Source organism: Anaerococcus degeneri (assembly GCF_017874475.1).
Lineage (GTDB): Bacteria > Bacillota > Clostridia > Tissierellales > Peptoniphilaceae > Anaerococcus > Anaerococcus degeneri.
This window is the reverse complement of the sequence record NZ_JAGGLO010000004.1, coordinates 132,190-157,109: the sequence shown is the minus strand read 5'-3', so window position 1 is coordinate 157,109 and position 24,920 is coordinate 132,190. Positions and strand designations below refer to the sequence as shown.

At 35.8% G+C, this 24,920-nt stretch carries 25 protein-coding genes and 1 riboswitch; of the genes, 22 read left to right on the top strand and 3 right to left on the bottom strand.

Annotated features, from left to right (window positions below; genetic code table 11):
- The first annotated feature begins 57 nt into the window (after positions 1 to 57).
- The 9 genes from J2Z38_RS06020 to thiE all read left to right on the top strand — a co-directional run bounded on the left by J2Z38_RS06020 (position 58) and on the right by thiE (position 7,147).
- Positions 58 to 324, top strand: coding sequence for an HPr family phosphocarrier protein (locus tag J2Z38_RS06020; RefSeq protein WP_209773785.1), 267 nt, complete (start codon positions 58 to 60; stop codon positions 322 to 324).
- A 135-nt stretch (positions 325 to 459) separates the two neighbouring features.
- Positions 460 to 1,191 carry a Fe-S cluster assembly ATPase SufC gene (sufC, locus tag J2Z38_RS06015; protein ID WP_209773781.1) on the top strand — a complete coding sequence of 244 codons (732 nt, stop codon included), beginning with the start codon at positions 460 to 462 and terminating at the stop codon, positions 1,189 to 1,191.
- A 1-nt stretch (position 1,192) separates the two neighbouring features.
- Positions 1,193 to 2,605: a Fe-S cluster assembly protein SufB gene (gene sufB / locus J2Z38_RS06010; RefSeq protein ID WP_209773778.1), complete on the top strand. Its 1,413-nt coding sequence runs from the start codon at positions 1,193 to 1,195 to the stop codon at positions 2,603 to 2,605.
- On the top strand, positions 2,605 to 3,648 hold the full coding sequence (locus J2Z38_RS06005) for a SufB/SufD family protein (RefSeq protein WP_209773770.1): 1,044 nt from the start codon (positions 2,605 to 2,607) through the stop codon (positions 3,646 to 3,648). Before sufB ends, J2Z38_RS06005 begins: the two co-directional genes overlap by 1 nt.
- 1 nt (position 3,649) lies before the next feature.
- Positions 3,650 to 4,870, top strand: coding sequence for an aminotransferase class V-fold PLP-dependent enzyme (locus J2Z38_RS06000; RefSeq protein WP_209773763.1), 1,221 nt, complete (start codon positions 3,650 to 3,652; stop codon positions 4,868 to 4,870).
- The gene (sufU, locus tag J2Z38_RS05995; RefSeq protein WP_209773760.1) at positions 4,870 to 5,301 is read left to right on the top strand and encodes a Fe-S cluster assembly sulfur transfer protein SufU; all 432 of its coding nucleotides are present in this window, start codon (positions 4,870 to 4,872) and stop codon (positions 5,299 to 5,301) included. The genes J2Z38_RS06000 and sufU overlap by 1 nt, the downstream gene beginning before the upstream one ends.
- Entirely contained in the window at positions 5,288 to 5,482 is a 195-nt protein-coding gene (locus J2Z38_RS05990; RefSeq protein WP_209773757.1) for a hypothetical protein, read from the top strand. The genes sufU and J2Z38_RS05990 overlap by 14 nt, the downstream gene beginning before the upstream one ends.
- 59 nt (positions 5,483 to 5,541) lie before the next feature.
- Positions 5,542 to 5,639: riboswitch (TPP riboswitch) on the top strand.
- A gap of 75 nt (positions 5,640 to 5,714) precedes the next feature.
- Complete coding sequence (gene thiM, locus J2Z38_RS05985) at positions 5,715 to 6,536, top strand: hydroxyethylthiazole kinase (RefSeq protein WP_209773754.1); 822 nt, start codon at positions 5,715 to 5,717, stop codon at positions 6,534 to 6,536.
- Positions 6,533 to 7,147 (top strand): thiamine phosphate synthase, encoded by a 615-nt coding sequence (gene thiE, locus J2Z38_RS05980; protein ID WP_209773751.1) that lies wholly within the window; start codon positions 6,533 to 6,535, stop codon positions 7,145 to 7,147. Before thiM ends, thiE begins: the two co-directional genes overlap by 4 nt.
- 296 nt (positions 7,148 to 7,443) lie before the next feature.
- Here thiE and J2Z38_RS05975 read toward each other — a convergent pair whose 3' ends face one another.
- The gene (locus tag J2Z38_RS05975) at positions 7,444 to 7,689 is read right to left on the bottom strand and encodes a hypothetical protein (protein WP_209773749.1); all 246 of its coding nucleotides are present in this window, start codon (positions 7,687 to 7,689) and stop codon (positions 7,444 to 7,446) included.
- Positions 7,686 to 8,174 carry a dihydrofolate reductase gene (locus J2Z38_RS05970; protein ID WP_209773746.1) on the bottom strand — a complete coding sequence of 163 codons (489 nt, stop codon included), beginning with the start codon at positions 8,172 to 8,174 and terminating at the stop codon, positions 7,686 to 7,688. The genes J2Z38_RS05975 and J2Z38_RS05970 overlap by 4 nt, the downstream gene beginning before the upstream one ends.
- A 59-nt stretch (positions 8,175 to 8,233) precedes the next feature.
- On the opposite strand from J2Z38_RS05970, the gene J2Z38_RS05965 reads away from it, so the two are divergent.
- The 8 genes from J2Z38_RS05965 (at position 8,234) to J2Z38_RS05930 (ending at position 17,022) form a co-directional block, all read left to right on the top strand.
- Positions 8,234 to 8,791: a chromate transporter gene (locus J2Z38_RS05965; RefSeq protein WP_209773743.1), complete on the top strand. Its 558-nt coding sequence runs from the start codon at positions 8,234 to 8,236 to the stop codon at positions 8,789 to 8,791.
- Positions 8,781 to 9,335, top strand: coding sequence for a chromate transporter (locus J2Z38_RS05960; RefSeq protein WP_209773741.1), 555 nt, complete (start codon positions 8,781 to 8,783; stop codon positions 9,333 to 9,335). The genes J2Z38_RS05965 and J2Z38_RS05960 overlap by 11 nt, the downstream gene beginning before the upstream one ends.
- 6 nt (positions 9,336 to 9,341) lie before the next feature.
- The gene (locus tag J2Z38_RS05955) at positions 9,342 to 10,946 is read left to right on the top strand and encodes a sensor histidine kinase (RefSeq protein WP_209773738.1); all 1,605 of its coding nucleotides are present in this window, start codon (positions 9,342 to 9,344) and stop codon (positions 10,944 to 10,946) included.
- 1 nt (position 10,947) lies between these two features.
- Complete coding sequence (locus J2Z38_RS05950; protein ID WP_209773735.1) at positions 10,948 to 11,691, top strand: response regulator transcription factor; 744 nt, start codon at positions 10,948 to 10,950, stop codon at positions 11,689 to 11,691.
- Between the two features lie 102 nt (positions 11,692 to 11,793).
- Positions 11,794 to 12,879 (top strand): ABC transporter substrate-binding protein, encoded by a 1,086-nt coding sequence (locus tag J2Z38_RS05945; RefSeq protein WP_209773734.1) that lies wholly within the window; start codon positions 11,794 to 11,796, stop codon positions 12,877 to 12,879.
- A gap of 1 nt (position 12,880) precedes the next feature.
- Positions 12,881 to 13,954 carry an ABC transporter ATP-binding protein gene (locus J2Z38_RS05940; RefSeq protein ID WP_209773731.1) on the top strand — a complete coding sequence of 358 codons (1,074 nt, stop codon included), beginning with the start codon at positions 12,881 to 12,883 and terminating at the stop codon, positions 13,952 to 13,954.
- Positions 13,938 to 15,596, top strand: a complete 1,659-nt coding sequence (locus J2Z38_RS05935) for an ABC transporter permease (protein WP_209773723.1) — start codon at positions 13,938 to 13,940, stop codon at positions 15,594 to 15,596. The genes J2Z38_RS05940 and J2Z38_RS05935 overlap by 17 nt, the downstream gene beginning before the upstream one ends.
- Before the next feature lie 274 nt (positions 15,597 to 15,870).
- On the top strand, positions 15,871 to 17,022 hold the full coding sequence (locus tag J2Z38_RS05930; protein ID WP_209773721.1) for a glycerate kinase: 1,152 nt from the start codon (positions 15,871 to 15,873) through the stop codon (positions 17,020 to 17,022).
- Positions 17,023 to 17,098: 76 nt separating this feature from the next.
- Here the strand turns inward: J2Z38_RS05930 and J2Z38_RS05925 are convergent, their stop codons facing one another.
- Positions 17,099 to 18,196 carry a CdaR family transcriptional regulator gene (locus tag J2Z38_RS05925; protein ID WP_209773718.1) on the bottom strand — a complete coding sequence of 366 codons (1,098 nt, stop codon included), beginning with the start codon at positions 18,194 to 18,196 and terminating at the stop codon, positions 17,099 to 17,101.
- Between the two features lie 237 nt (positions 18,197 to 18,433).
- Here J2Z38_RS05925 and J2Z38_RS05920 point away from each other — a divergent pair, with 237 nt between their 5' ends.
- From J2Z38_RS05920 to J2Z38_RS05900, 5 genes are read left to right on the top strand one after another with little or no spacing between them, the layout of a single operon-like run.
- Positions 18,434 to 20,017 carry a class I adenylate-forming enzyme family protein gene (locus J2Z38_RS05920; protein WP_209773713.1) on the top strand — a complete coding sequence of 528 codons (1,584 nt, stop codon included), beginning with the start codon at positions 18,434 to 18,436 and terminating at the stop codon, positions 20,015 to 20,017.
- On the top strand, positions 20,014 to 21,585 hold the full coding sequence (locus tag J2Z38_RS05915) for an acyl CoA:acetate/3-ketoacid CoA transferase (protein ID WP_209773711.1): 1,572 nt from the start codon (positions 20,014 to 20,016) through the stop codon (positions 21,583 to 21,585). The genes J2Z38_RS05920 and J2Z38_RS05915 overlap by 4 nt, the downstream gene beginning before the upstream one ends.
- A gap of 14 nt (positions 21,586 to 21,599) precedes the next feature.
- The gene (fabG, locus tag J2Z38_RS05910) at positions 21,600 to 22,340 is read left to right on the top strand and encodes a 3-oxoacyl-ACP reductase FabG (RefSeq protein ID WP_209773709.1); all 741 of its coding nucleotides are present in this window, start codon (positions 21,600 to 21,602) and stop codon (positions 22,338 to 22,340) included.
- A 52-nt stretch (positions 22,341 to 22,392) separates the two neighbouring features.
- Positions 22,393 to 23,577, top strand: a complete 1,185-nt coding sequence (locus tag J2Z38_RS05905) for a thiolase family protein (RefSeq protein WP_209773708.1) — start codon at positions 22,393 to 22,395, stop codon at positions 23,575 to 23,577.
- A gap of 12 nt (positions 23,578 to 23,589) precedes the next feature.
- Positions 23,590 to 24,891, top strand: a complete 1,302-nt coding sequence (locus J2Z38_RS05900) for a GntP family permease (protein WP_209773705.1) — start codon at positions 23,590 to 23,592, stop codon at positions 24,889 to 24,891.
- The last annotated feature ends 29 nt before the right edge of the window (positions 24,892 to 24,920 follow it).

The following is a 24,920-nucleotide window of genomic DNA, read 5'->3' as shown; positions in this document are numbered from 1 at the left end:
TTTAAATTTATAGTAACATCTATTATAGGATGACAAATATTTGACAAAGGAGGCCCTATGTACGAACAAAAAGTAACACTTTCTAATGAAATTGGTTTGCATGCTAGACCAGCATCAATATTCATAAGACAAGCTGTCCAGTTTCCTTGTGACATAACTGTTGAGAAAGCTGGAAGGAGTTATAATGCTAAGTCTATCATGTCAGTTCTGAGCATGAGTGCTTCTAAAGGCGATGAGATAATTATTAGAGCAGAAGGTGAAGACGAAGAAGAAGCTGTAAAAAGTCTTATCGATTTAGTTGAAAATAAATTGTATGAATATTAGCATAGACAATAAATAACGAGCTCTGGCTCGTTTTTTTTATTTTTTCAGGTATGTTGATTAGCGCGGGATTATTGATAATCCCTAGCAAAAAGGTATGATTTAAAAAGAGTGAAAAATAGATAAAAGAGGTAGATAATGAGCGATTTATTAAAAATAGAAAATCTCCACGTTTCGGCTGGAGATAAGGATATACTAAAGGGTATAAATTTGACAGTTGGTAAGGGCGAGGTCCACGTTGTGATGGGGGCCAATGGTTCAGGTAAATCAACCCTTATGAACTCTATTATGGCAAATCCTGCCTATATAATCAAGGAAGGAAAGATTTTCTTTGAGGGTGAGGATATCACAGATCTTAGCGTTGATAAGAGGGCTAGACTTGGTATTTTCATGTCTTTCCAACACCCAGATGAGATTCCTGGTGTTAAGCTTTCTGATTTTCTAAGAATTTCTGAAGAGCAAATCACAGGTGATAAGCCAAAAATTTTGGCTTTTAACAAAAAGCTTACTAAGGAAATGGAAAATCTTAAGCTAGATTCTTCATATGCAAATAGGTATGTAAATGTTGGTTTTTCTGGTGGTGAGAGAAAGAAATCAGAAATCCTTCAAATGCAAATGCTAAATCCAAAACTTGCCCTTCTTGACGAGACAGATTCAGGTCTTGACGTTGATGCGGTAAGGATTGTTTCTGAAGGTATTAAAAATTTCCTAGATGGGGAAAAATCAGTTATTTTAATTACCCACCACAGGGAAATTCTATCAAATATCAAGGCTGATTATGTTCATATCCTAAAAGATGGTGTCATCCAAGAAACTGGTGACGATAGCCTAATGGATAAGATTGAAGCCGAAGGCTACGAATGGGTGTAAGATGAAAGAAATAAATATTGAAGAACAATTAAAGGACATAGACCGCGGTTACTATGATTTCTTTAATGAATTTATATATTCAGATATTACAGAAAAGGGCTTAAATGCTGATATAGTAAATGAAATATCTGATAAGAAAAACGAACCAGAATGGATGAGAAAAAGAAGACTTAAATCTCTAGAACTTTTTGAAAAAATCGACAATCCTTCTTGGGGGCCAGACTTATCAGAGCTTGATATGGCTGATATCACAACATATGTAAAGCCACCAACAGATAAGAAATCCTCTTGGGAGGCTTTGCCAGAAGACATTAAGGATACTTTTGACAGGCTTGGTATTCCACAAGCTGAACAAGAATCCCTTGCTGGTGTCGGTGCCCAATACGATAGTGAGGAAGTCTACCACTCTATCCAAAAGCATTTGGAAGACCAAGGTGTAATTTTTATGGATTTCACATCTGCTATTAGGGAACACGAAGATTTGGTAAAAAAATACTTCCAAAAGGCGATTCCACCTACACTTCATAAGTATGCAGCCCTCCACGGTGCTGTGTGGTCAGGCGGGTCTTTAATTTACGTGCCAGAGGGAGTTAAGGTTGATATTCCGCTCCAATCCTACTACAGGCTAAATGCCCCAGGTGCTGGCCAATTTGAGCATACAATGATCATCGCTGAGGATAATTCAAGGGTACATTTCATCGAGGGATGTTCTGCGCCAAAATACAATGTAGTAAACTTACACGCAGGTTCTGTAGAAATCTTTGTCGGCAAAAACGCAGAAGTAAGATTTTCTACTATAGAAAACTGGTCTAGAAATATGTATAACCTAAACACCAAGCGTGCCATTATCCAAGAAGGCGGCAAGATGATTTGGGTATCAGGATCTTTTGGTTCAAAAGTTTCTATGCTATATCCGACATCAGTTTTAGCCGGAGAAGGCGCAAGTGCTGAGTACACAGGTATTACCTTTGCAGGTGAAGGTCAATATATAGACAATGGTTGTTCTATGATCCACCTTGCCCCAAATACCTTCTCAACAGCTTTAACCAAGTCAATTACAGCAGGCAACGGTAAGTCCATGACCCGTTCTTTAGTTGCTATGAGGAAAAATTCCCAGGGATCTAAATCAACTGTTGACTGTGAAAACCTCATGATCTCAGAAGAAAGCCAATCAGATACAATTCCAGTTTTAGATATCAGAAACGATGATGTTGACTGTGGCCACGAGGCAAAGATTGGTTCCATTGACCAAGGCCAGGTATTTTACCTAATGAGCAGGGGTATTCCAGAAGATGAAGCCAAATCAATGATTGTAAGAGGTTTTGCAGAGCCAATTTCAAAACTATTGCCACTTGAATATGCAGTTGAAATGAATAACTTGATTGATATGGAATTGGAAGGAGCGAACGGCTGATGGCAAGAATAAATGAAATGAGGGCCCCAACTTGGGCCTACCTAGGTCTTAACAAGGCTGATTATGACCTAGTCGAACTTAAAAACCAGCCTTTTTATGGAAACTCTGTAAAAGAAGGCCAAAGCCAAGTTCAAAATGCCTTTGAAGGTGAAACTTACGGCCTTTCTCCAGAAATAAATAAGGAAAACTCAGACTTTAGAAACCATTTCTTAAGTTTTGATATAGATAAAAATAGGGAAACTGAATTTATAAACCTAGAAATAAACGATGAAAACAACATCCTTGTCTCAAGCATTGAAATTAACGCAAGAGAGAATACTTCTTCCTCATTTTTAGTAAATTTTGCAGACCTTGGTCAGGGAAAGATTTTTGTAAATTCTCAAATCTTAGTCAATTTAGAGAAAGATTCTAAGGTAAAACTCGTAGTTGTAGTTGACCTTAAAAACGAATCTACCAATTTAAACTCAATCGCAACTAGACTTTCTGACCGAGCAGACCTTGATGTGACTTATATTGAGATCGGGGCTACAAAGTCCATGGTTAATATCAGAAATATCCTAAGAGGCGAAGAGGCTAAGGTTGTAGAAAATGGTGTTTACTTCAAATCAAAAGAAGAGTACCTAGACCTAATGACTGTAAATGAGCATTTTGGTATAAATACAGATTCAAATACTCTATTTAATGGTGCTTTAAAAGACAAGGCTGTTAAAAACTTTAAGGGTATTGTCGACCTAAGACGTGGATGCACCAAGGCTGATGGTAAGATTGGTGATTATTCAATGATGCTTTCAGATAAGGTTGTAAATAAGTCTGCTCCTATCCTTCTTAATGAGGAAAGGGAAGTAGCCGGCAAGCACGCAGCAAGCGTGGGTAGGATGAATAAGGAAATGCTATTTTATATCATGAGCCGTGGCTTTAGCAAAAAACAAGCAGAATCCATGATGCTTGAGGCAAATTTTGCCCCAGCCCTTGATAAGATTGAAGACGAAGACCTTCGAAAGACCATAGCAGACGAAGTTCACGAGCTAAATTCAAGGAATTAGTATGAATGTTCACGAAATAAGAAAAGACTTCCCCTATCTTGACGGGGCCAAGGTCGGCAAGGATGTAATCTACCTAGATACAGCCGCCACCAGCCAAAAGCCAAGACAGGTGATTGAAGCAGTTGACAATTATTATAGGTATAAAAACGCCAACCCTCACAGGGGAGCACACTACCTTTCATGGGTAGCAACTGAAGCCTACGAAAATGGCAGAGAAGTTATTAGAAAATTCATAAATGCAAAGTCTCGAAATGAAATTGTCTACACAAAGACTACCACAGAGGCCATGAACCTCCTTGCCTATTCCTATGGACTAGATAATCTTAAGGCGGGAGATGAAATATTAATTACAATCCTTGAACACCACGCCAACCTTGTTCCTTGGCAGATGGTGGCAAAGGCCACTGGGGCAAGGCTTGTTTTTGCCTATCTAAAAGACTACCATTCTCTTGATTATGAGGATGTCAAGGCAAAGATAAATGATAAAACAAAAATAGTTTCAATTACCGGTGCGTCAAATGTGACAGGTGAAATTATTGATGTAAAGAAAATAATTGCTTGGGCAAAAGAAGTAAATGCCACTACAATTGTGGACGCTGCCCAACTTGTAGCCCACAAAAAAATTGACGTCACAGACTTAGATTGTGACTTCCTAGTTTTTTCAGGCCATAAAATCTATGCCCCAATGGGTATTGGTGTCCTTTATGGAAAATATGACCTACTTGATAAGATGAAACCTTTTAACTTGGGCGGAGATATGATAGAATATGTCTATGAAGATCATTCAACCTTTGCCAAGGCGCCTATAAAATTTGAGGCAGGAACTCCTAATGTAGGTGGGGTTATTGGCCTAATAGAAGCTATAAAATATGTGGAAGCAATTGGCATGGATAATATCCACGCTCACGAGATGGACCTAACCCACTATGCCTATGACCTAATCAAAGACATAGAAAATATCAAAATCATACATCCGACAAGCGCTGAGGAAGGGGCCCTAATAGCCTTTACCTTCGATGACATCCACCCACACGACATAGCAACTATCCTAGATTCTAAGAATGTAGCTGTAAGAAGTGGCCACCACTGCGCCATGCCTCTACACACCTATCTTGGAATCTCATCTACAGCCAGGGCATCTTTTGCGATTTATAATACAAAAGAAGAAGTTGAAATCTTTGCAAAAAGCTTAAGAGAAGTTAGAAAGGTGATGGGACTATAATGGATATGCAAGAAATATACAGTCAGATAATCCTAGATCATTCAAGAAACCAAGCCAACAAGCATGACCTAGAAAATCCTGACATAAAAGAAGACGGCCACAATCCATCTTGTGGTGATGAAATAGTTTTGCAATTAAAACTCGATGGAGATAAAATTGTGGACGCAGCCTTCACAGGCGACGGTTGTGCCATTAGCCAGGCAGCCACATCTGTAATGTGCGATATGTTGGTTGGAAAAACTATAGACCAGGCTGATAAAATGGCAGACATCTACCAAAGGATGATCAAAAGAGAGGATGTGACAGATGAAGAACTTGAAGAATTAGAAGACGCTGTAGCCTTCAAGAACATTCAAAATATGCCACAAAGGGTAAATTGTGCCCTACTTTCTTGGAACACCCTAAGGGCTGTTATCGATGAGAAAAAATAATTTAGACAAATTGGAATTTTATACATCACTATCAAGTGCAATTTTAGTCTATGTATTGGCTTATCTTCAATATTCTAAGGGCAAGGAAGTCTGGTGGCTAATCCTAATTGCAGCTATACTTATGACAGCTAATGCCTATGTCAAGTATAGAAAAATTGAAAAAGATGATGGTAATTTATAAAAAATAAAATTAAAAGTAAGGTAAGGGAAAATTGAAAAAAATCATCCTTGCCTTATAATAATACTAGCTAGGGGTGCAATTTTGCTGAGAGATGTATTAATCAACCCTTTAAACTTGTCAGGTTAAGACCTGCGTAAGAAAGCTGAGTTAAAAGTTTAAAGGCCCTAAGGGGTCTTTTTTTATTTGTGTTTGTAAGAATTTTAAAGCATTTCAATAAATAAGGATGATTTGTATGGTCGATTTAGAAAAAATATTAAGGGCGAGGAAGGATTTGAGGGATAAAGAACCTCTAATTCACGCCATTACCCACCCAATTTCTATAAATATGGTTGCCAATGCAATTTTATTTTTAGGTGCTAAAGCTATTTGTGCTTCTCATCCGGAAGAGGTGGGAGAAATTGTGAAAATGGCTGATTCCCTAAGTATAAGCCTTGGAAATATCACGGCAGAAAGGATGGCGGCCATTGATTTGGCTTGTAAGGCAGCTAATGAGAAAAAAATACCTCTAGCAATTGATATGGTGGGAGTGGGAGCATCGACTCTCCGCTATGATTTTGCCATGGGCTTACTTGATAAGTACCATTTTGATTTAATCAAGGGCAATAGTTCGGAAATCAGAGCCCTTGCTAAGGGAAAGTCAAATGCCAGAGGAATTGACGTTGGTAAAGCTGATGAAATTTCTAAAGAAAATATAGAAGAAATTGCCCGAGAAGCAAGAGATTTAGCGAAAAAATACCAAACGACATTACTAGTCACAGGCAAAATCGACTTGGTCGTGACAAAAGATTCTTTTTACAAAGTTGACAATGGAGTTGAGACCTTAAGCAAAATTACCGGCACAGGCTGCATGGTCACAGCAATGATTTCATCTTTTATGGCAGTAACTGACCCAATTACAGCCAGTCTTTGTGGCCTACTAATAATGGAAATTGCCGCAGAAAGAGTAAACAGCGATAGGCTTTATACATTTTTTGTAAATTTGATGGACCAAATTGGAATAATCACAGATTGCGAAATAAGGGAAAAAGCAAAAGTAAGGGAGATAAAATTTTGAAAAAATTATACCTAGTGACAAATTCGGATAAGTACAGCGAGGAAGAATTTTTAGAAAGAATCGAAGGAGCCTTAAAAGGCGGGGTAGACATCCTTCAATTGAGGGAAAAAGATAAGACTGACCTTGAAATCCTAAATCTGGGCAAAAAGGTCAAGTACCTTTGTGATTCTTACAAGGTCCCAATGTTAATCGACGACAAGCCACATTTAGCCTGGGCACTTGGAGTCGGTGTTCACCTGGGATCAGAAGATCTACCAATAGATCTTGGAAGAAAACTTTTAGGAAAAAATGCCCTAATTGGAGCTACAGCAAAGACGGTCGAAGCTGCCCAAAGAGCAGAAAAAGAAGGCGCTGATTATCTGGGAGTGGGAGCTATTTATGAAACAAAGACCCGAGTTAAAACCAAAAGGACAAGTGTGGAAACCTTAAAGGAAATAAAGAAAAATGTAGGAATCGAAGTCTATGCCATAGGCGGCTTGAACTACGATAACATTGACATCTTAAAAGGCTCAGGAATAGACGGAATCTGCGTGGTAAGCGCCATTATGGATAGCCCAAATGTAGAAGAAGAGGCAAGAAAGTTAAAGGAAAAAATTAATAAAATTCTATAAATTTTCAAAAAAAAGACCCGGCATTTTTGCCGGGTCAAATTTTTATCAAGTTATATCTAAAATTAAACAAAAAACCTTCGGCGTAAAACCGGGTTAAAAGCGTAGACAAAGTATATAAATATAAGTCATTCCGACAAAAAAGCCGTTAGGCTTTGACGAAGAATCTCATAAATTGGCGCTTTGTTTCTAGGGTCTTTATAATAATTATTGAAAAAACAAACTAATTTTTAATTATCAACAACCTAAACCTGGCTTACAACCAGTTTTATTAAACAGAAATCATAAATATTAGGAATCTATAAAAACTCCACCTCAGATTCACCAATAACCACAGAAGGCACGCCTGCCCTGTGGGCTTTTCTTACTTCTTCGTAGCCAGGGAGGGTGTCCCTGTATTTTAAAAATAGTTTTAGGCTTGGCATGGAAGAGGTGATATTTACTACATCGTAGTCCTTATATTTCTCGCTTCCGTCTTCAATTTCTCCTAAAATCCCTGCGCAATCTGGGCAGAGGTCGCTTACAAATAATATTTTATCTTTCATTTTTTTTCCTTTCTCTTGTATCTTACAAATTTTATCTTTTTTCCTTCATCATCAATAGGTTCGCTTTCTTCGACGATTTCAAAATCTGGATCCTTATCAAAGTTGTGGAGATAGGTGTCTGCTGGGCTTTCCTTATCAATTTTTGTGATGATTGCCTCATCAATATTGTCCAGGAAAAGCTCACAAATTTCTGCTCCACCAATTACAAAGGACTCCTTGGGAGATTTTTCCACATAGGATAGGATTTCAGAAATGTCATTAAAAACCAAGGCTCCATCTCTTTTTAGGTCCTTATCCCTAGTTAAAATTATATTTTCCCTATTTGGAAGTGCCCTACCCATTGAATCGAAGGTCTTTCTTCCCATTATAACAATGCCACCGGTCGTTGTTTCCTTAAAGTGCTTGAGATCTTTTTTTAAATTATATAGCATCTTATTATCCAAACCGATTGCCCAATTTTTGTCAACTGCTAGTATTAGTTTCATATTCACCTCACCTTACTTATACCCAAAAAAATAGTAAGATATAGGTAGAAAGAGGACTTATGAAAAATAAATTATGGCAAATTTTTAAATCAACTCTCTACTTATCAGCCTTCACCTTTGGCGGAGGCTATGTGATATTGACTTTGATGAAAGATACCTTTGTAGATAAATTAAAATGGATAGATAAGGACCAGATGCTTGATATGACAGCCATTGCCCAGTCGGCACCGGGAGCTGTTGCTATAAATGCATCAATAGTTGTAGGCTACGAAACAGGAGGAATACCTGGAATGTTTGTGGCGATTTTAGGCACAGCCATCCCACCCCTTGTAATTATTTCTGTCATTTCAATGTTTTACGAGGCCTTCATAGCAAATCATTATATAGCAAGCTTCTTAAAGGGTATGCAGGCTGCTATTGCCGCCCTGATTTTTAAGGTTTCCTATGATATGGCCAAAGACTTACTTAAAGAAAAATCAAAATTTGTGCCGGTAATTATGGTTATCGCTTTTATTTTAGGATATTTTCTTAAAGTCAACATCGTTTATATAATTGCTGGCCTAATTTTACTTGGCCTAGCAAATTCACTAATAAAAAGGAGGAGCCATGCTAATTAAATTATTTATAAGCTTTTTTAAAATCGGACTCTTCTCTTTTGGTGGAGGCTACGCAGCCCTCGCCCTAATCCAACAAGAAGTAGTCGTAGAAAACGGCTGGCTAGGTCTAGGCGAATTTAACGACCTAATCACAATCAGCCAAATGACCCCAGGGCCAATCGCCCTAAACGCAGCCACCTTTGTTGGCCAAAGAGTGGCAGGTTTTTCAGGTAGTCTTGCCGCTACAATGGGCTGCATTCTCCCATCGGCTATTATAGTCGGGGCCCTTTCATATTTTTATAAAAAATACAAAGACTTGGACTTGATGACAGACGTCCTAAAATTTCTAAGACCTGCTATTGTTGTAATGATCCTAATAGCCGGCCTTGATATATTAAAAACTGCCCTTTTTGATGTAAATGCTATTGCAATAGGAAACCTTGATTTTAAAATGTTAGGCCTTTTTATCGGAGCTTTTATAATTATGCAAAAAAAAGACTACGACCCAATCAAGGTAATGCTTGCAAGCGGGGCTATTTACCTAGTCTTGGGACTGGTGGTGTAAAAGATTATGCTTTATTCTCACAAGATTTATAAGGGGATTTTTAAAAAGGTTTTGGGATTTTTGATCCTAATCCTTCTTGGTCTTTTGGGTCTTTATGTCTACCTATATTATGCAGTTGATTTCAAGGAAGCAAGGGCCAATCTAGATGCAGTTTACAATGAATTTGCCCTAATTGATACAAGTTTTGAAAATTTCCTTAAGGAAAATGAAAAAGAAATTGATATTGGTCTAGAGAAAGGCAAGGCCAGTCAAAGCTTAGTAAATTCTTATTATAGCTTAGCAAATGAGCTTGGAATCGACTATCAAATAGATTTTTATCCGACTAATGGCCGAGACTTTTCCTATGGCAAGAGAAAAAAAGACTACAAGAATTTTAGGTCCTACCAAAACATTATGGGCCTTGATAGGGACGGAATATCCACCACTTATTTTAGGAATAGGAATGACTTTGTCTATGTTCTTAGGGGCAAGTACAAAAATGGCCAGGCAGTCTTATATATACCTGGTGGGAATATTTCTAAAAAAATCAGGCTTAAGGCCGGTGGTTTTTATATTACCGACCATTATGGCAGGGTAATTTTTAACGACTTGGCCTTGGTGGAAAATAATTTGGACAGGCTAAATAAGCTAAGGCCGGATTTTTTAGACAAGGGAACCTATGTCGAAGAATCCAGCGCCTACAGAGATTATCAGGTCCACACCATTGTAAAAAGGACCATTTCAAACGACCAATTTATTTTTATACTTTCTATGATTTTCCTTGGAGGATTTTTTGTTCTAGTGATTTTGTTGTGGTCTATTAGGGGATTTATAGAAGACTCAACAGAAGTAATTGCAAGGCTTAACGAGGAAATCAATATGGTTGCTGAAGGAGAGCTTGACCGCATCGATATTAGGACCGATGACGAGATAAATTCAATAGTTAAAAATATAAACAAGCTAATTGACTCAAAAAAAATCCTTCTAGACAAAAATGTGAGGCTCAAATACGTCAACAAGTACAACGAGTTTAAGATGCTTGAATCCCAGTTCAATCCACACTTTTTGTACAACACCCTAGAGTTAATCTCAATTACCATGTATATTGACCCAAAAATTTCTGACAGGCTAATCCAAGATCTCAACGAAATTTTAAGATATTCTATAAATGACCTTTCTTTTATCAGGCTAGATGAGGATATTTTTTATATTTATAAGTTCCTAGACATTGAAAAAATCAAATCTGAAGACAAGTTTAACTACCAAATAGAAATGGATGAGTTAAGCGGGGAGGTCTTGGTCCCTAAACTCTTCCTTCAGCCAATTTTGGAAAACAGTTTAAAATACGTAAGAAAATCCACCTCTAATCTGGATTTAAAAATAGAAATTAAAGCTAAGGAGAAAAATCTTTTGATAAGGGTTAGGGATAATGGTAAAAAACTCACAAAAACTGAGATTAAAAATCTTAACTCTTACCTAGAAGTAGAATCCAAAAAAGATTATATTTCCATGAAGCACCACGGTCTTATCAACACCTATAACAGGCTAAGGATGCTTTATAAGGATAAGGTCTGGCTGGGATTTGTGGATGACGATGAGGGTGTTTGTGTGGAAATAAGGATAGGATTATAAGATGATAAAAGTTTTAATAGTTGAAGATGAAAATTTAATTAGGAAAAAACTCCTCCACTTCATAGACTACGATGCCTTGGGCATGGTAGTTGTGGCTGACGGAACTAATGGACTTGAGGGAGTTGACCTTATTAAAAAATACCATCCAGACATTGTCCTTGCTGATATAAATATGCCCGAAAAAGATGGACTTGATATGATAAAAGAAACTCTCGATTATGATTATATAGCCATAATTATTTCGGGTTACGATTACTTTTCCTATGCCCAAAGAGCGCTTAAATACGGGGTTACGGACTATCTTCTAAAACCGATTAATCTTGATGATTTGAAAGAAGCTCTGATAAATGCTAGGGAAATAATTTATAAAAAGAGAAATGTTATTTCCCAAAAAACGGACCTTGAAAATGCGGTTGATATTAGCCTGGATCATCTTATAAAGGATACCACAGTCCTTGAAATGATTGACTATATAAAAAACAACTACCAGGAAAAAATTTCAATATCAGACCTATCAAAGGACCTGGCATATTCTGAATCCATGCTAAATAGGAAGTTTAAGAAGGAAGTCCACATTACTTTTAACGAGTATTTGAACAGGTACAGGATAAATAAAGCTATTGATTTGTTGAAAAACTCCGATTACAATATTACAGAAATTGCCTACATGTGCGGGTATTCTTCTGCAAAATATTTCGCTAGGGTCTTTAAAAAATACCTTGGAATGTCGCCATCTGACCTATAAAAGGCAAAGTTGGTTAAAAAGTACACCTATTGTGTAAAATAGTGTACTTTTTTTGTGGCGAAAAATGATATACTATATGTAAGAAAACATTTGGAGGGAAAAATGAAAAAGAAATTGCTCAGTATTTTAGCAGTATTTGGACTTATCCTAGCTTCAGGATGCGGAAATAATGCTAAAAAAGAAAACGATGTCAAAGAAGAAAAGGCAGAAACAAAGGTAGAAGAATCTGCTGAAGAAGTAAAAAAGGACGATGAAGAAACTTTAATAGTTTATTCACCAAACTCAGAAGGACTTATTAACTCAATAATTCCTGCATTTGAAGAAAAATATGGTATCACAGTTCAACTAGAACAAGCTGGTACAGGCGAACTTTTCACCAAATTAAAAGGTGAAGCATCAGCTCCAGTAGCAGACGTTATCTTTGGTGGATCATTCTCAACCTATTCTGAAAATAAAGACTTATTTGAAGAATACGTTTCAAGCCACGATAGCGAACTTCCAGAAGCCTTCAGAAACAAAGATGGCTACAAAACAAGCTATACACTTGATGGTTCTGTAATTATCGTAAACAAAGACCTTACAGATGGTATTGAAATCAAGGGCTACAAGGACCTATTAAACCCAAAACTTAAGGGCAAAATCGCAACAAGTGACCCAACATCTTCATCATCTGCCTTCTCACACCTAACAAATATGTTAGTAGCTATGGGTGGCTATGAATCAGACGAAGCTTGGGATTATGTTGACAAATTATTCAAAAATATCGACGGCAAAATCCAATCATCTTCATCTTCAGTTTACAAAACTGTAGTTGACGGCGAAATGGCAGTTGGTATTTCTTATGAAGATCCAGTTATGCAACTAATCAAAGATGGTGCTGACAATATCGATATAGTTTACATGGAAGAAGGAGTAATCTTCCTACCAGCAGGTTCAGGTATCATCAAGAACTGCTCACACCCAAACAATGCTAAGCTATTCATGGACTTTTTAAACTCTAAAGAAGCCCAAGATATCCTAGGCACACAAACAACAAACAGACCAATCAGAGAAGACGCAGAAGTAAGCGACTTTATGAAACCAATCAAAGATATTAAGCAATTGCATGAAGATTATGACTATGTAAATGAAAACAGAGAAAAAATAATCGAAAGATTTACAAACCTTCTTGTAAAAGCAGGAAACTAAGATGTCAAAAATTATAATCAAAGACGCCGTTAAAAAATACGGCGAAAAGACAGTAATAAAATCTGTCAACCTAGAGATCCAGGATGGTGAATTTTTCACCCTCCTTGGGCCTTCAGGCTGTGGAAAGACAACATTACTCAGGATGATAGCCGGCTTTAACTCAATTGAGGGCGGCGAATTTTATTTTAATGACACCCTCATTAACAATATGGATCCATCCAAGAGAAACATAGGAATGGTATTCCAAAACTATGCAGTCTTCCCAAATATGACAGTTAGGGGCAATATAGAATTTGGCCTTAAAGAAAGAAAAGTATCAAAAGCTGAGATGGACGAGAGAGTGGAAAAGATTCTCGATATAATGAAAATCAGAGAATACGCCGACAGAAAACCTCAAAACCTCTCAGGTGGTCAGCAACAAAGGGTGGCCCTAGCCAGAGCTATAGTTATAGAGCCAGACGTTTTACTAATGGATGAGCCTCTAAGTAACCTAGATGCTAAACTAAGAGTCGACCTTAGGGAAGAAATCAGAAGAATCCAAAAAGAAATTGGTATCACAACAGTTTATGTAACCCACGACCAAGAAGAAGCCATGGCAGTATCAGACAGGATTGCTGTTATGAAAGATGGGGTTATTGAGCAATGTGACAAGCCAAGAAAGATTTACCACAAGCCAAACAATTTGTTCGTAGCTTCATTTATAGGAACAAACAACGTATTAAGTGGAAATTATAATGCAGAAAATAAGGAAATCATCATAGATTCTGGGGAAAAATTCTCCTACGATCTAGGAAATCAACCTAGCCAAAGGGTTAAACTTTCAATTAGGCCTGAAGATTTTAGGCTAGATACAAATGGCGATGTAGAAGCAAAAATCAACGATGAAGTCTTTTTAGGCTCTACTATGCATTACAATGTAGAACTTAAGGATAAAACCCTTTTAAACATAATGGAAGAATCAAAGTTTGAAGAAATCAGCAGGGTAAATACAGACACCAAATTAAGGATTAACCTTGATAAGATTAACGTATTTAACGAAAAAGGAGATGTGAATCTCAATGAAAACGAAAGCTAATAAATTTGGATTTTGGAAAATAATTACCCTAGCCATACTAGCTGGAGTTTTGATTTTTCTAATCTATCCAATCACCAGACTTTTAATCCAATCTTTTTACAATAAAGAAGGAAACTTAAGTCTTGCAAACTTTACTGAATTCTTTTCAAACAAGTACTATTTTTCAACCATTATAAACAGTTTGAAATTATCAATAATAGCCACAGCCACAACCATTCTCCTAGCTACACCGATAGCTTATTTTATGAGTTTTTATAAGATTAGGGGAGCCAAGGTTTTAGAGATAATCATAATCCTTGCTTCAATGTCAGCACCTTTTATCGGAGCTTATTCATGGATCTTATTGCTTGGTAGAAATGGTATAATAACAAACTTTTTTGCTGGCATTGGCTTAAATATTCCTGATATATACGGTTTTGCTGGAATCTTATTAGTATTCACCTTCCAACTATATTCATTAGTATTTTTATATGCCAAGGCAGCCTTTGAAAACCTTGACGCATCCCTTATGGAAGCAAGCGAAAACTTGGGAGTAACAGGCTTTAAGAGATTTAGGAAAATAATCCTACCTCTTGTGACTCCATCACTTTTAGCAGGAGGCCTTTTAGTCTTCATGAGATGTATGTCAGACTTCGGTACCCCAATGCTAATCGGTGAAGGATATAGGACCTTCCCAGTATTAATCTACAATGAATTCGTAGGTGAAGTTGGCCAAAACCAAGGCTTTGCATCAGCCATAGCAATAATTGCTATAATAGTAACTAGCGTAATTTTCCTAATACAAAAGAAAATATCAGAGAAAAATGCTTATTCGTCAAACTTCTTAAATCCAGTCCAAAAGACTAAGCTTGAAGGAAGCAAGAGTGTATTAATCCACCTATTTGTCTACATTATCGTAGGCCTATCAATCCTACCACAAGCTTATCTGATTTTAACATCATTTAAGAACACATCAGGAAAGATATTCATTGACGGATATTCATTAAAATCCTACCACACAGCCTTTGCAAGGATGGGCACATCTATTAGAAATACCCTCCTCCTACCACTCCTAGCCCTTATAATTATCATAATCTTATCAGTTTTGATAGCCTATATAGTAGTTAGGATAAAAGGCAAACTCGCAGCAGCCATAGACGTATTCACCATGGTACCATTTATCCTACCAGGAGTTGTAATAGGTATAGCCCTCCTAACAGGTTTTGGAAATGGAATGATGGGATCAAACTTCCTAGTCTTGGGCGGAACAATGTGGATAGTAATAGTATCCTTCGTCATAAGGAGACTGCCTTATACCCTAAGGTCAGCCACATCAACCCTCCAGTCCCTCCCAATATCTCTAGAAGAAGCGTCCTATTCGCTAGGTGCAAGCAAGTTTAAGACATTTGCACAAATCACCCTCCCACTAATGATGAGGGGAGTAGTAGCAGGCTCAATTTTATCATACGTAACCTTGATATCAGAGCTATCTTCATCCATTATCCTAACCAACCTAAAAACAAGGACAATGACAGTTTCTATCTACACAGAAGTAGTAAGAGGAAACTACGGAGTAGCCGCAGCCCTAGCTACAATGCTAACAGTATTCACAATCCTAGCCCTAATAGTATTTAATATGATAGGAGCAAAGAAAAATAAATAAAATTTTCTCAATTCCCTCTAAAAGACCCCAAAGATTATACTTGGGGTCTTTTAGTAGTATGAAAAAGATTTATGTAGATTACATCTTGGCATATGCAAATATAGGTGTTTAGCTTTACTAACTTATAATAGGAGTATATTAGTAGATTGTAAGAGTATTTGTTATAGGTAACAATTAATTAGTTTGTGACAGGAATAAATTTATAGCTTATACTATATATTAATTTTTGGGATTTTACTATACTTATACATATATTAGTATAAGGAGAGAGTGAATGAACATAGCTGTATTAATAGATTCTTTTAAGGGTTCCTTAAGCTCGCTAGAAGCAGGAAATATTATTAAAGAAGCAATAACAAAGATTAATAAAAATGAGAATATAACAGTAAAACCAATAGCTGACGGTGGTGAAGGGATGGTTGAATCATTATCTGATATTAAGGGAGCAGATACAATAAAAGTAGAAGTTAAAGACCCATTACTCAGAGGCATAGAGGCAGAATATATTGTCGTTGATAATGAAGAAATCAGTGAAGACAAGATAGCTATAATTGAAATGAGCTCTGCTTCTGGCTTGACATTGATAGCTAGTGAACTATCACCAATAAAGGCATCAACCTATGGAGTAGGAGATATTATAATTGACGCCTTGGATAGGGGGGTTAAAGAATTTATCATAGGAATTGGCGGTTCCGCAACAAATGATGCAGGAATAGGAATGTTAACTAGGTTGGGTGTTAAGTTTTTAGATGGTGATAATCAACCAGTACATCCATCAGCTGAGGGAATAAAAGATTTAAAACTTATAGATGTAAGCTCTTTAGATCCAAGAATTAAGGAATGCAAATTTTCTATAGCTTGCGACGTGACAAATCCCTTAGTAGGTAAAAATGGAAGTGCCTATATTTTTGGCCCACAAAAAGGTGCGGATGAAAAGCAAGTAGAAGAATTAAATTCTTTACATATAGCATTTCATGAAAAGACAAAGGAAATTATTAAGGGCGCTGATTGTGATTATCCAGGCTCTGGAGCTGCGGGTGGATTGGGATATGCTTTTAAAAACTATTTAAATGCTGAACTATCTTCTGGAATAGGCCTGATTCTACAATTGATAAATGCTGAAGAAATAATAAAAGAAGCGGACATCGTAGTTACAGGTGAGGGAAGGCTTGACCACCAATCTGCTTACGGGAAAACGCCTATAGGAGTAGCCAAATTAGCAAAAAAATATGATAAACCAGTAATTGCTTTTTCAGGCGTTGCCACAAATGATGCAAATATTGTAAATGATGAGGGCATAGATGCCTTCTTTCCAATAATTGGAGAAGTAATTAGCTTAGATGAAGCTATGGACAAGCAAGTGGCAAGAGATAATCTAAGTAGATGTGTAGAACAAGTATTTAGATTGATATATAAATTCAAATAAAATCCAATAATAGTCAAAACTCCTAAATGTAAAAGACTCCTCATTATTAGATGATAATAATTGGGGAGTCTTTTATTTAATCAAATTTCAAATTATAGAAAGCAAACCACAGAGCAAGATAGTCATTATAATTTCTTGGGTTGTATCCAGTCATAGACTCAAGTTTATTAAGCCTATACTGAATGGTATTTTTGTGCATGAACATCTCATCTGCAATAGCAGAAATTGAACCATTGTACTTGCCATACAATAAGAATAATTCTTTATATTCTTTAAGTTCTTTTAAATCTATATTTTTTAAAACCTTATAAGAATATTCGTAGAGATCCTTATCATCTAAGCTAGTTAATAAAAGGCCCAACTCCATATCCTTATAAAAAACAACAGGGTTCTGCTCGCCTTTGTACTCGGACCATTTTTGGCTCCTAATAGCTTGATTATAAAAAGTTTTAGAATTTGAAATGTTATGGTAGGTGCTACTAACTCCAAAATTCAAATTTACATTGTAAGATTTTAAAGCTTGTCTAACAAGAAGATTAAGATGATCACTAATGCTAGAGTAATCGCTATCTAAATAGATAATGACAAATCTATTTTGTAAAAATGTTACATATAATTTATTTTTTGCAAAATTAGATTCAGCAAACCTAATAAGATTTTTACGAGTCGAAAAATCTAAGGCATCATAGTTAATTCTAGCCACAGCTATATTTTTAGAATCTGAATTTAAATTTTTTGGCAAAAAATCAAGTTTATACAGGTTTGAATTTAGTATGGATTCTACTATGAGTTTTTTATTTTCAATGTCAGCAGAGGCGTTCTCATTAATCCACTCCTCCCTAAGGAGTATTTCGGTCATCTTTTTAATGATATCGCCATATTTTTCGACCACATCAAGATCTCCAGAAATACCAATAACACCAACGATTTCGTTTTGGAATTTTACAGGCAAATTCACACCTTTCTTGGCACCAGTATATTGGTCATCGCTATTAATGGCGATTGTTTTACCTTCTCTTATACAATTAAGGGCTCCCTCGTGTAAACTATTAATCCTCCTGTGATCAGTAGAGGCAACAATTATTCCATCATTATCGATAAAATTAATATCTTGCTCAATAGTATCTCTTAAACTCTCAACTATTTTTTGGGCTAATTCAGCATTTATTCTCATAATATCTCCTTATCTATATAATCATTGTTACACGAAACAAATAAAATTACAAGTCTAATGATTTTATTTGTATTTTGGACTATAGATAATATCTAGGTGTAGTTGCTATAATATAAACATAATAAATAGAAATGTTGTAGAGGTATTAATAACCATTACAAAAAAATTGTGACACAGATGTAAGTAACCTACTATTTGTTAACCATTGCTAATTTTGGCTAAAGAAAGGGAGTAAAAATGATTGAAGGCGTTAAATGTTGGCCAGAAGAAATGACATCAAAATTGGAACGTTTCTCATATAAAAATAGAACACATGATATTTTTAAAACAGATGAAAAATCTATTTATGATTTCTTTGTTAGCTCATTATCGAAAAATCCTGATAAAATATTATTGATTGATGAATTAGGCAAAGAGTATTCCTATGAAGAAATAAACAAGCTAATTAATCAATTTAGTGCCTACCTAATTAATGAAGCTGGTATTAAGGTTCAGGATAAGATAGCTGTTATGTTATATAACAGTGTCGAATTCGTAGTAGCATTTTTATCGATCTTAAAAGTTGGTGCAACTATGATACCTATACCTACAAAGTTTAAAAAGCTAGAGGTTGATAGTTATGGTAACATGATTAGGTTTGATAAAATAATAGTTGAAGAAGACCTAAAAGATTATTTTGATAGCAAAAACCTTATTATATCAGTAAATGACGGTTATGGCTTTGAAAAATATATAGAAAATTCGAAAGGAGTCACTTATCCAGAAATAAAGAGAGATTATACTTCTGCTATTATGTTTACTTCTGGAACAACATCTCAAAGTAAGGGTTGCGAGATTAGAAACTATAATATGACACATGCTGTTAAGGCATATGAGTATGTTCTAGATATAAGTGATAATGACATTGCTGCTATTGGAACCCCTTTCTGCTATGTAACTGGACTTGTAGCTGTTTTAGGATTATTTATTGAAGTAGGAGCAACAGTGGTATTCCAAAAATTCTTTAACGCTAGCAAATTATTAGATTTGGTTAAAAAATATGATGCGAATTTTGTTCATGCCTCACCAACCGTATTTATGAAGCTTCTAGAATGCAAGGATAAATACCAAGAAGTAGATTCACTTGATATGTTTGTGTGTGGAGCGAGTAAGATGCCAGTAGCTAAAATAAATGAAATAAAAGAGTGGCTACCTAAGGTTGAATTCTTCACTGTCTATGGTTTAACTGAAACAACATCCCCTGGCACAATAGTTCCTAGCGAAGTATATGGAAGTTATTTCCAAGGCTCGTCTGGATTACCTATCCCCGGCATGAATGTTAAAGTTCTTGATATAAATACTGGCGAAGAATTACCACATAATGAGGTTGGAGAAATCCTATTAACAGGAACAAACGTAATAGCTAACTATTATAATGTTACTGGAAAGATTGATGACGAAGGTTGGTTAAAAACTGGAGACCTAGGATATTATAACGAAAAAGGATTTTTGTATATAGTTGATAGGGTTAAAGATATGATTAATGTCGGCGGCGAGAAAGTTTGGAGCTTAGAGATTGAAGAGCTGATATTTAAAATACCTGGAGTCGAAGAGGTAGCTGTAGTAGGAGTAGAAGATCCACTATATGGGGAGCAAGTTGCATCAGTAATCAGACTTAAAAAGGATTCATCATTAACCAAAGAAGATATATCAACTTTACTAGCAAAAGAAGTTGCAAAGTACAAGATACCTAAAATAATAGAATTTGTTGAAGAAATACCAAAAAATAAAAATCAAAAGGTAGATAAAAATAAAATTAAAGAATTTTTGGAGGTAAAATGACAAAAGTAATTGATGTTAAAGACTTAGTAAACTCAATAGAAGATGGCAGTACGATTGCTACAGTAGGTATGACACTGATAAGTGCTGCTGAGACTATTTTAACTGAAATAGAAAACCAATTTTTAGAGAAAAATAGTCCAAGAGACCTTACTTTAGTTCATGCTGCAGGTCAGGGTGATAGGGTTAGAGGAATAATCCATTTAGCTCACGAAGGCTTGTTAAAAAGAATAATTGGTTCACACTGGGGTTTACAACCTGCAATGATGGAATTGATAACAAACGAAAAAATCGAAGCTTATTGTATTCCACAAGGTCAAATTTGCCAGCTTTATAGAAGTATGTCTAGGGGTATTTCAGGACATTTATCTAAAACTGGACTTGGAACATTTGTTGATCCACGCTTAGAAGGCGGAAAAATGAATGAAAGAACCAAAAAATTAGATGATATTTCGAAAATCGTTAATGTAAATGGTGAAGAATATATTTGGTACAATGAAATTCCATTAGATTATGTAATTCTAAGAGGAACAGAGTGTGACGAAAACGGCAACGTTACAATAGAAGACGAAGCTATGAAGCTCGAAATGTTACCAGCAGCTCTAGCCGCTAAAAAATTTGGTGGAAAAGTTATAGTTCAGGTAAAAAGAGTTGTTCAAAATGGCACTTTAAATCCAAAAGATGTTGTGGTTCCTGGAGTATTTATAGACAATATAGTAGTGTGTGATGATGTATTTAAAAATCACAGACAAACATCTTCTTGGTACCATGATCCATCATATTCAGGCCAAGCTAGAGTTCCTGTTGCCCACGATGAAGTCCTACCTCTAGATGTAAGAAAGATGATAGGTAGAAGGGCTGTATATGAAATATCTAAAGGTGATATTATTAACTTAGGAACAGGAATTCCAAACGATGTTATAAGCCATATTGTAAATGAAGAAGGATTTACAGATGATGTTATGATAACTGTTGAGTCGGGTATGTATGGTGGAATTGGAGCAGGTGGTATTGACTTTGGAATAGCAAAAAATACACAAGCTATGATTACACATACAGACCAAATGGATTTTTATAACGGAACAGGTGTAGATGTTACTTTTATTGGATTTGGAGAGTGCGATAAAGCAGGTAACGTCAACTCAACAAAGATGGGAAATATCAGTCCAGGAGCAGGTGGATTAATCGATATAGCTCAGGGTGCTAAAAAAGTAGTATTCTGTGGAACATTCACAGCAAAAGGCCTAAAAGTCAACTTTGATGATAGAAAATTAAACATTGTTAATGAAGGCGAAGTTCTAAAATTTGTTGATAATGTAAAACAAGTTTCTTTAAGCTCAAAAGAAGCTCTAAAAAAGGATCAGAAAATTGTTATTGTAACAGAAAGAGCAGTCTTTGAACTTAGAGAAAATGGTATGGAATTAGTTGAAATTGCACCTGGCATAGATGTAGAAAAAGATATCTTAGCCTTGATGAAATATAAGCCATTAGTAAGTGATAACTTAAAGGTTATGGACGCTGATATATTTAATGCTGATTCAAAAGCAAATATTAAACAATATATAAAATAAATGGAGGTAAATTTATGAAGTTAGAGAACAAAGTAGTAATAGTTACAGGTTCAGCTGGTGGAATAGGAAGAGGAATCGCAGAACAACTTGCTAAAGAAGGTGCAAATGTTGTAATTGCAGATATTTCAGTAGAAAAAGCTCAACAAACCGCTGAAGAAATCAGCAAGGAATATGGAGTAAAAACACTAGCAGTTAAAGCAAATATAGCAAATTCTGAAGAAGTCAAAAATATGTTCAATAAGACAATCGAAGAATTTGGTGAGTACGATGCTATAGTTAATAACGCTGGAATAAACAGAGATAGAATGATTCACAAAATGTCATATGAAGAATGGGATCAAGTAATAGCTGTAAACTTAACAGGCACATTCTACTGTACACAAGAAGCTGTTAAATACCTCAGAGAAAGAGGAAAGGGATCTATCGTAAATATATCTTCTGGAAGTTGGTTAGGAAATATTGGACAAGCAAACTATGCTGCATCAAAAGCTGGCGTTGTAGGCTTAACTAAAACAGTTTCAAGAGAATTAGCAAGAAAAGGTGTAACAGCTAATGCTATTTGCCCAGGATTCATTGAAAGTGATATGACTAAGGCTATGAATGAAGATGCCTGGAACGTTATGATGAACAAAATTCCAATGGGTTATGCTGGAAAACCATCAGACGTTGGTAAGCTAGTAGCATTCTTAGTATCAGATGATGCTAGATATATTACTGGAGAAGTTATTAATGTAGGCGGAGGAATGATTGTTTAATCATTCCTTAGAGTAGAAAGTTTGGAAAATTTACAAAAATTTGGAGGTAGTAATGAGAAAAGTTGTTTTAGTTGATGGAGCTAGATTACCTATTGGTAAATTTGGTGGTAGTTTAAAGGGTTTTTCTGCATCTGATATGGCAGGAATGGTAATAAAGGAAGCTGTAAAAAGAGCAGGAATAAAACCTGAAGATGTTGATCAAATGATAATTGGTCAAGTTGGAGAAATAGACGAAGATGGTTTTATAGGAAGAGTTGCTGGACTTAAGGGTGGACTTCCAATCACAACAATAATGTCAGCTGTAAACCGTCAATGTGCATCTGGACTTCAAGCAATATCTGACGCTGTTTTGAATATCCAAACAGGAAGAGCAGATATAATTGTTGCAGCTGGAGCTGAAAGTTTATCAAATCTACCATATTACCAATTTGATTCTAGATGGGGATCAAAAATGGGTGATAAGAACTTTAAAGACGGTGTTATCTCAATACTAACATGGCCAATTGATGGTTCTCACAATGGTGTATCTGCTGAAAAAGTAGCACAAACATATAAGGTTTCAAGACAAGAGCAGGATGAATATGCTGCAAGAAGTCAAGAATTAGCTGCTAAAGCAGTTGAATCAGGAAGATTTGATGATGAAGTTTTAGCTGTAGAACTTAAAGATAGAAAAGGTAATGTAACTGTATTTGATAGAGATGAAGGATACAGAAAAGGCACAACAGTTGAAAAGCTTGCTAAATTAAGACCAGCATTTGTTAAAGATGGAACAGTAACAGCAGGTAACTCATCAACACTTAACGATGGAGCTGCAGCTTTAGTAGTTATGGCTGAAGAAAAAGCTCTAGAACTAGGCTTAGAACCAATTTGTGAAATAGTAGACTTTGAAATTGCTGGTAACGAACCAGAATTATTCGGATACGCACCAAAATATTCTACAGAAAACTTACTAAAGAGACAAAACCTAAGCGTAGATGATATCGATATGTACGAAATCAATGAAGCCTTTGCAAGCCAAACAGTTGCAGTAGCTAGAGATTTAAATCTAGATATGGATAGAGTAAATATTTACGGTGGTGGAATCTCTGTAGGTCACCCAATAGGAGCTACAGGAGCAGTTCTTGCAGTTAAATCACTATATGAATTTAAGAAGACAGATAAAAAGCGTATACTTGTAACCATGTGTATCGGTGGTGGTCAAGGTATGAGTATGCTATTTGAAAGATATAGTAAATAAATGAGGTAATCTATGAATATTAGTTTTATAGGTATTATCTTGTCACTAGCAATATTAATGTTGCTAGTGTACAAGAGAGTCAACATTATTATCGCATCAATAATAACATCGCTGGTTGTAATACTAACAAGTGGAATACCAGCACTAGATACTATTACTGGTGAATATGTTAACGGTTTTGCTGGATTTATAATTAAAAACTTACTATTGTTCGTATTTAGTTCTATTTTCGGTAAATTAATGGATGATTCAGGAGCAGCTTCTGCATTTGCTCAATGGTTATATAACATTTCAGGAAAAGAATTTGCACCATTTACAGCTATGATTGCTACTGCATTACTAGCTTATGGTGGAGTAAGTAACTTCGTAATTGTATTTGCCGTATATCCAATATTCTTAAGGGTTTGGAGAGAAGTTGACCTACCACCAAGATTGATTCCAGGTGCGATATTTGGATCATCTGCAACATTCGCAGCTTCAATGTTACCAGGTACACCTCAGCTTAACAATATAATGCCAATTCCATATCTTAATACTACACCAACTGCAGCATGGCAAATAGGGTTAGTAACAGCAATCGTATCAATAATCTTAATTTATTTATACTTTAGATGGGAATTCAAAAAAGCAAGAGATAAAAATGAAGGCTTCCACACTAACGAAGCAATCGAAGCTCAACTTGCAAGAATTGATGCTAAAAAAGCAGTTAACCCATATTTATCAATGATACCAATGATAGCCCTATTAGTTACTCTAAATATATTTGGATGGAATATACTAGTATCACTTGTATTCTCTATAATATTAGTTCTAGTATTATTCTGGAACAATATCCAAGATAAACTTGGAGCAATCAACGAAGGTACAACAAGTGCAGCATCTGCTATATTCAATACATCAGGTGTAGTTGGATTCGGTAGTGTAGTTAAACTAACTTCTGGTTTCAAATATCTAGTAGATAGCTTAATGGGAATGGGCGGAAACCCAATGATATCTCTAGGTATTATCGCAACCCTAATATCAGGTATAACTGGATCAGGAACTGGTGGTATCGCAATCACTATGGACGCATTTACCGATCAATATCTAAAATTAGGAGTAAACCCAGAAATATTCCACAGAATTGTTACAATTGCTTCAAACGGTCTAGATTCACTACCACATAACGGATTAGTTATTACAGTAATAACAGCATGTGGTATGACTCATAAGGAAAGTTATAAACAAATCTTTGTAACTTCAGTAGTTGTTACACTTATATCATTAGCTATAGCAATAGTTATGGGAATATTCATGTACCCAATAGGTGTTTAATTATTAATGCCAAATAAAATTCTTTAAGA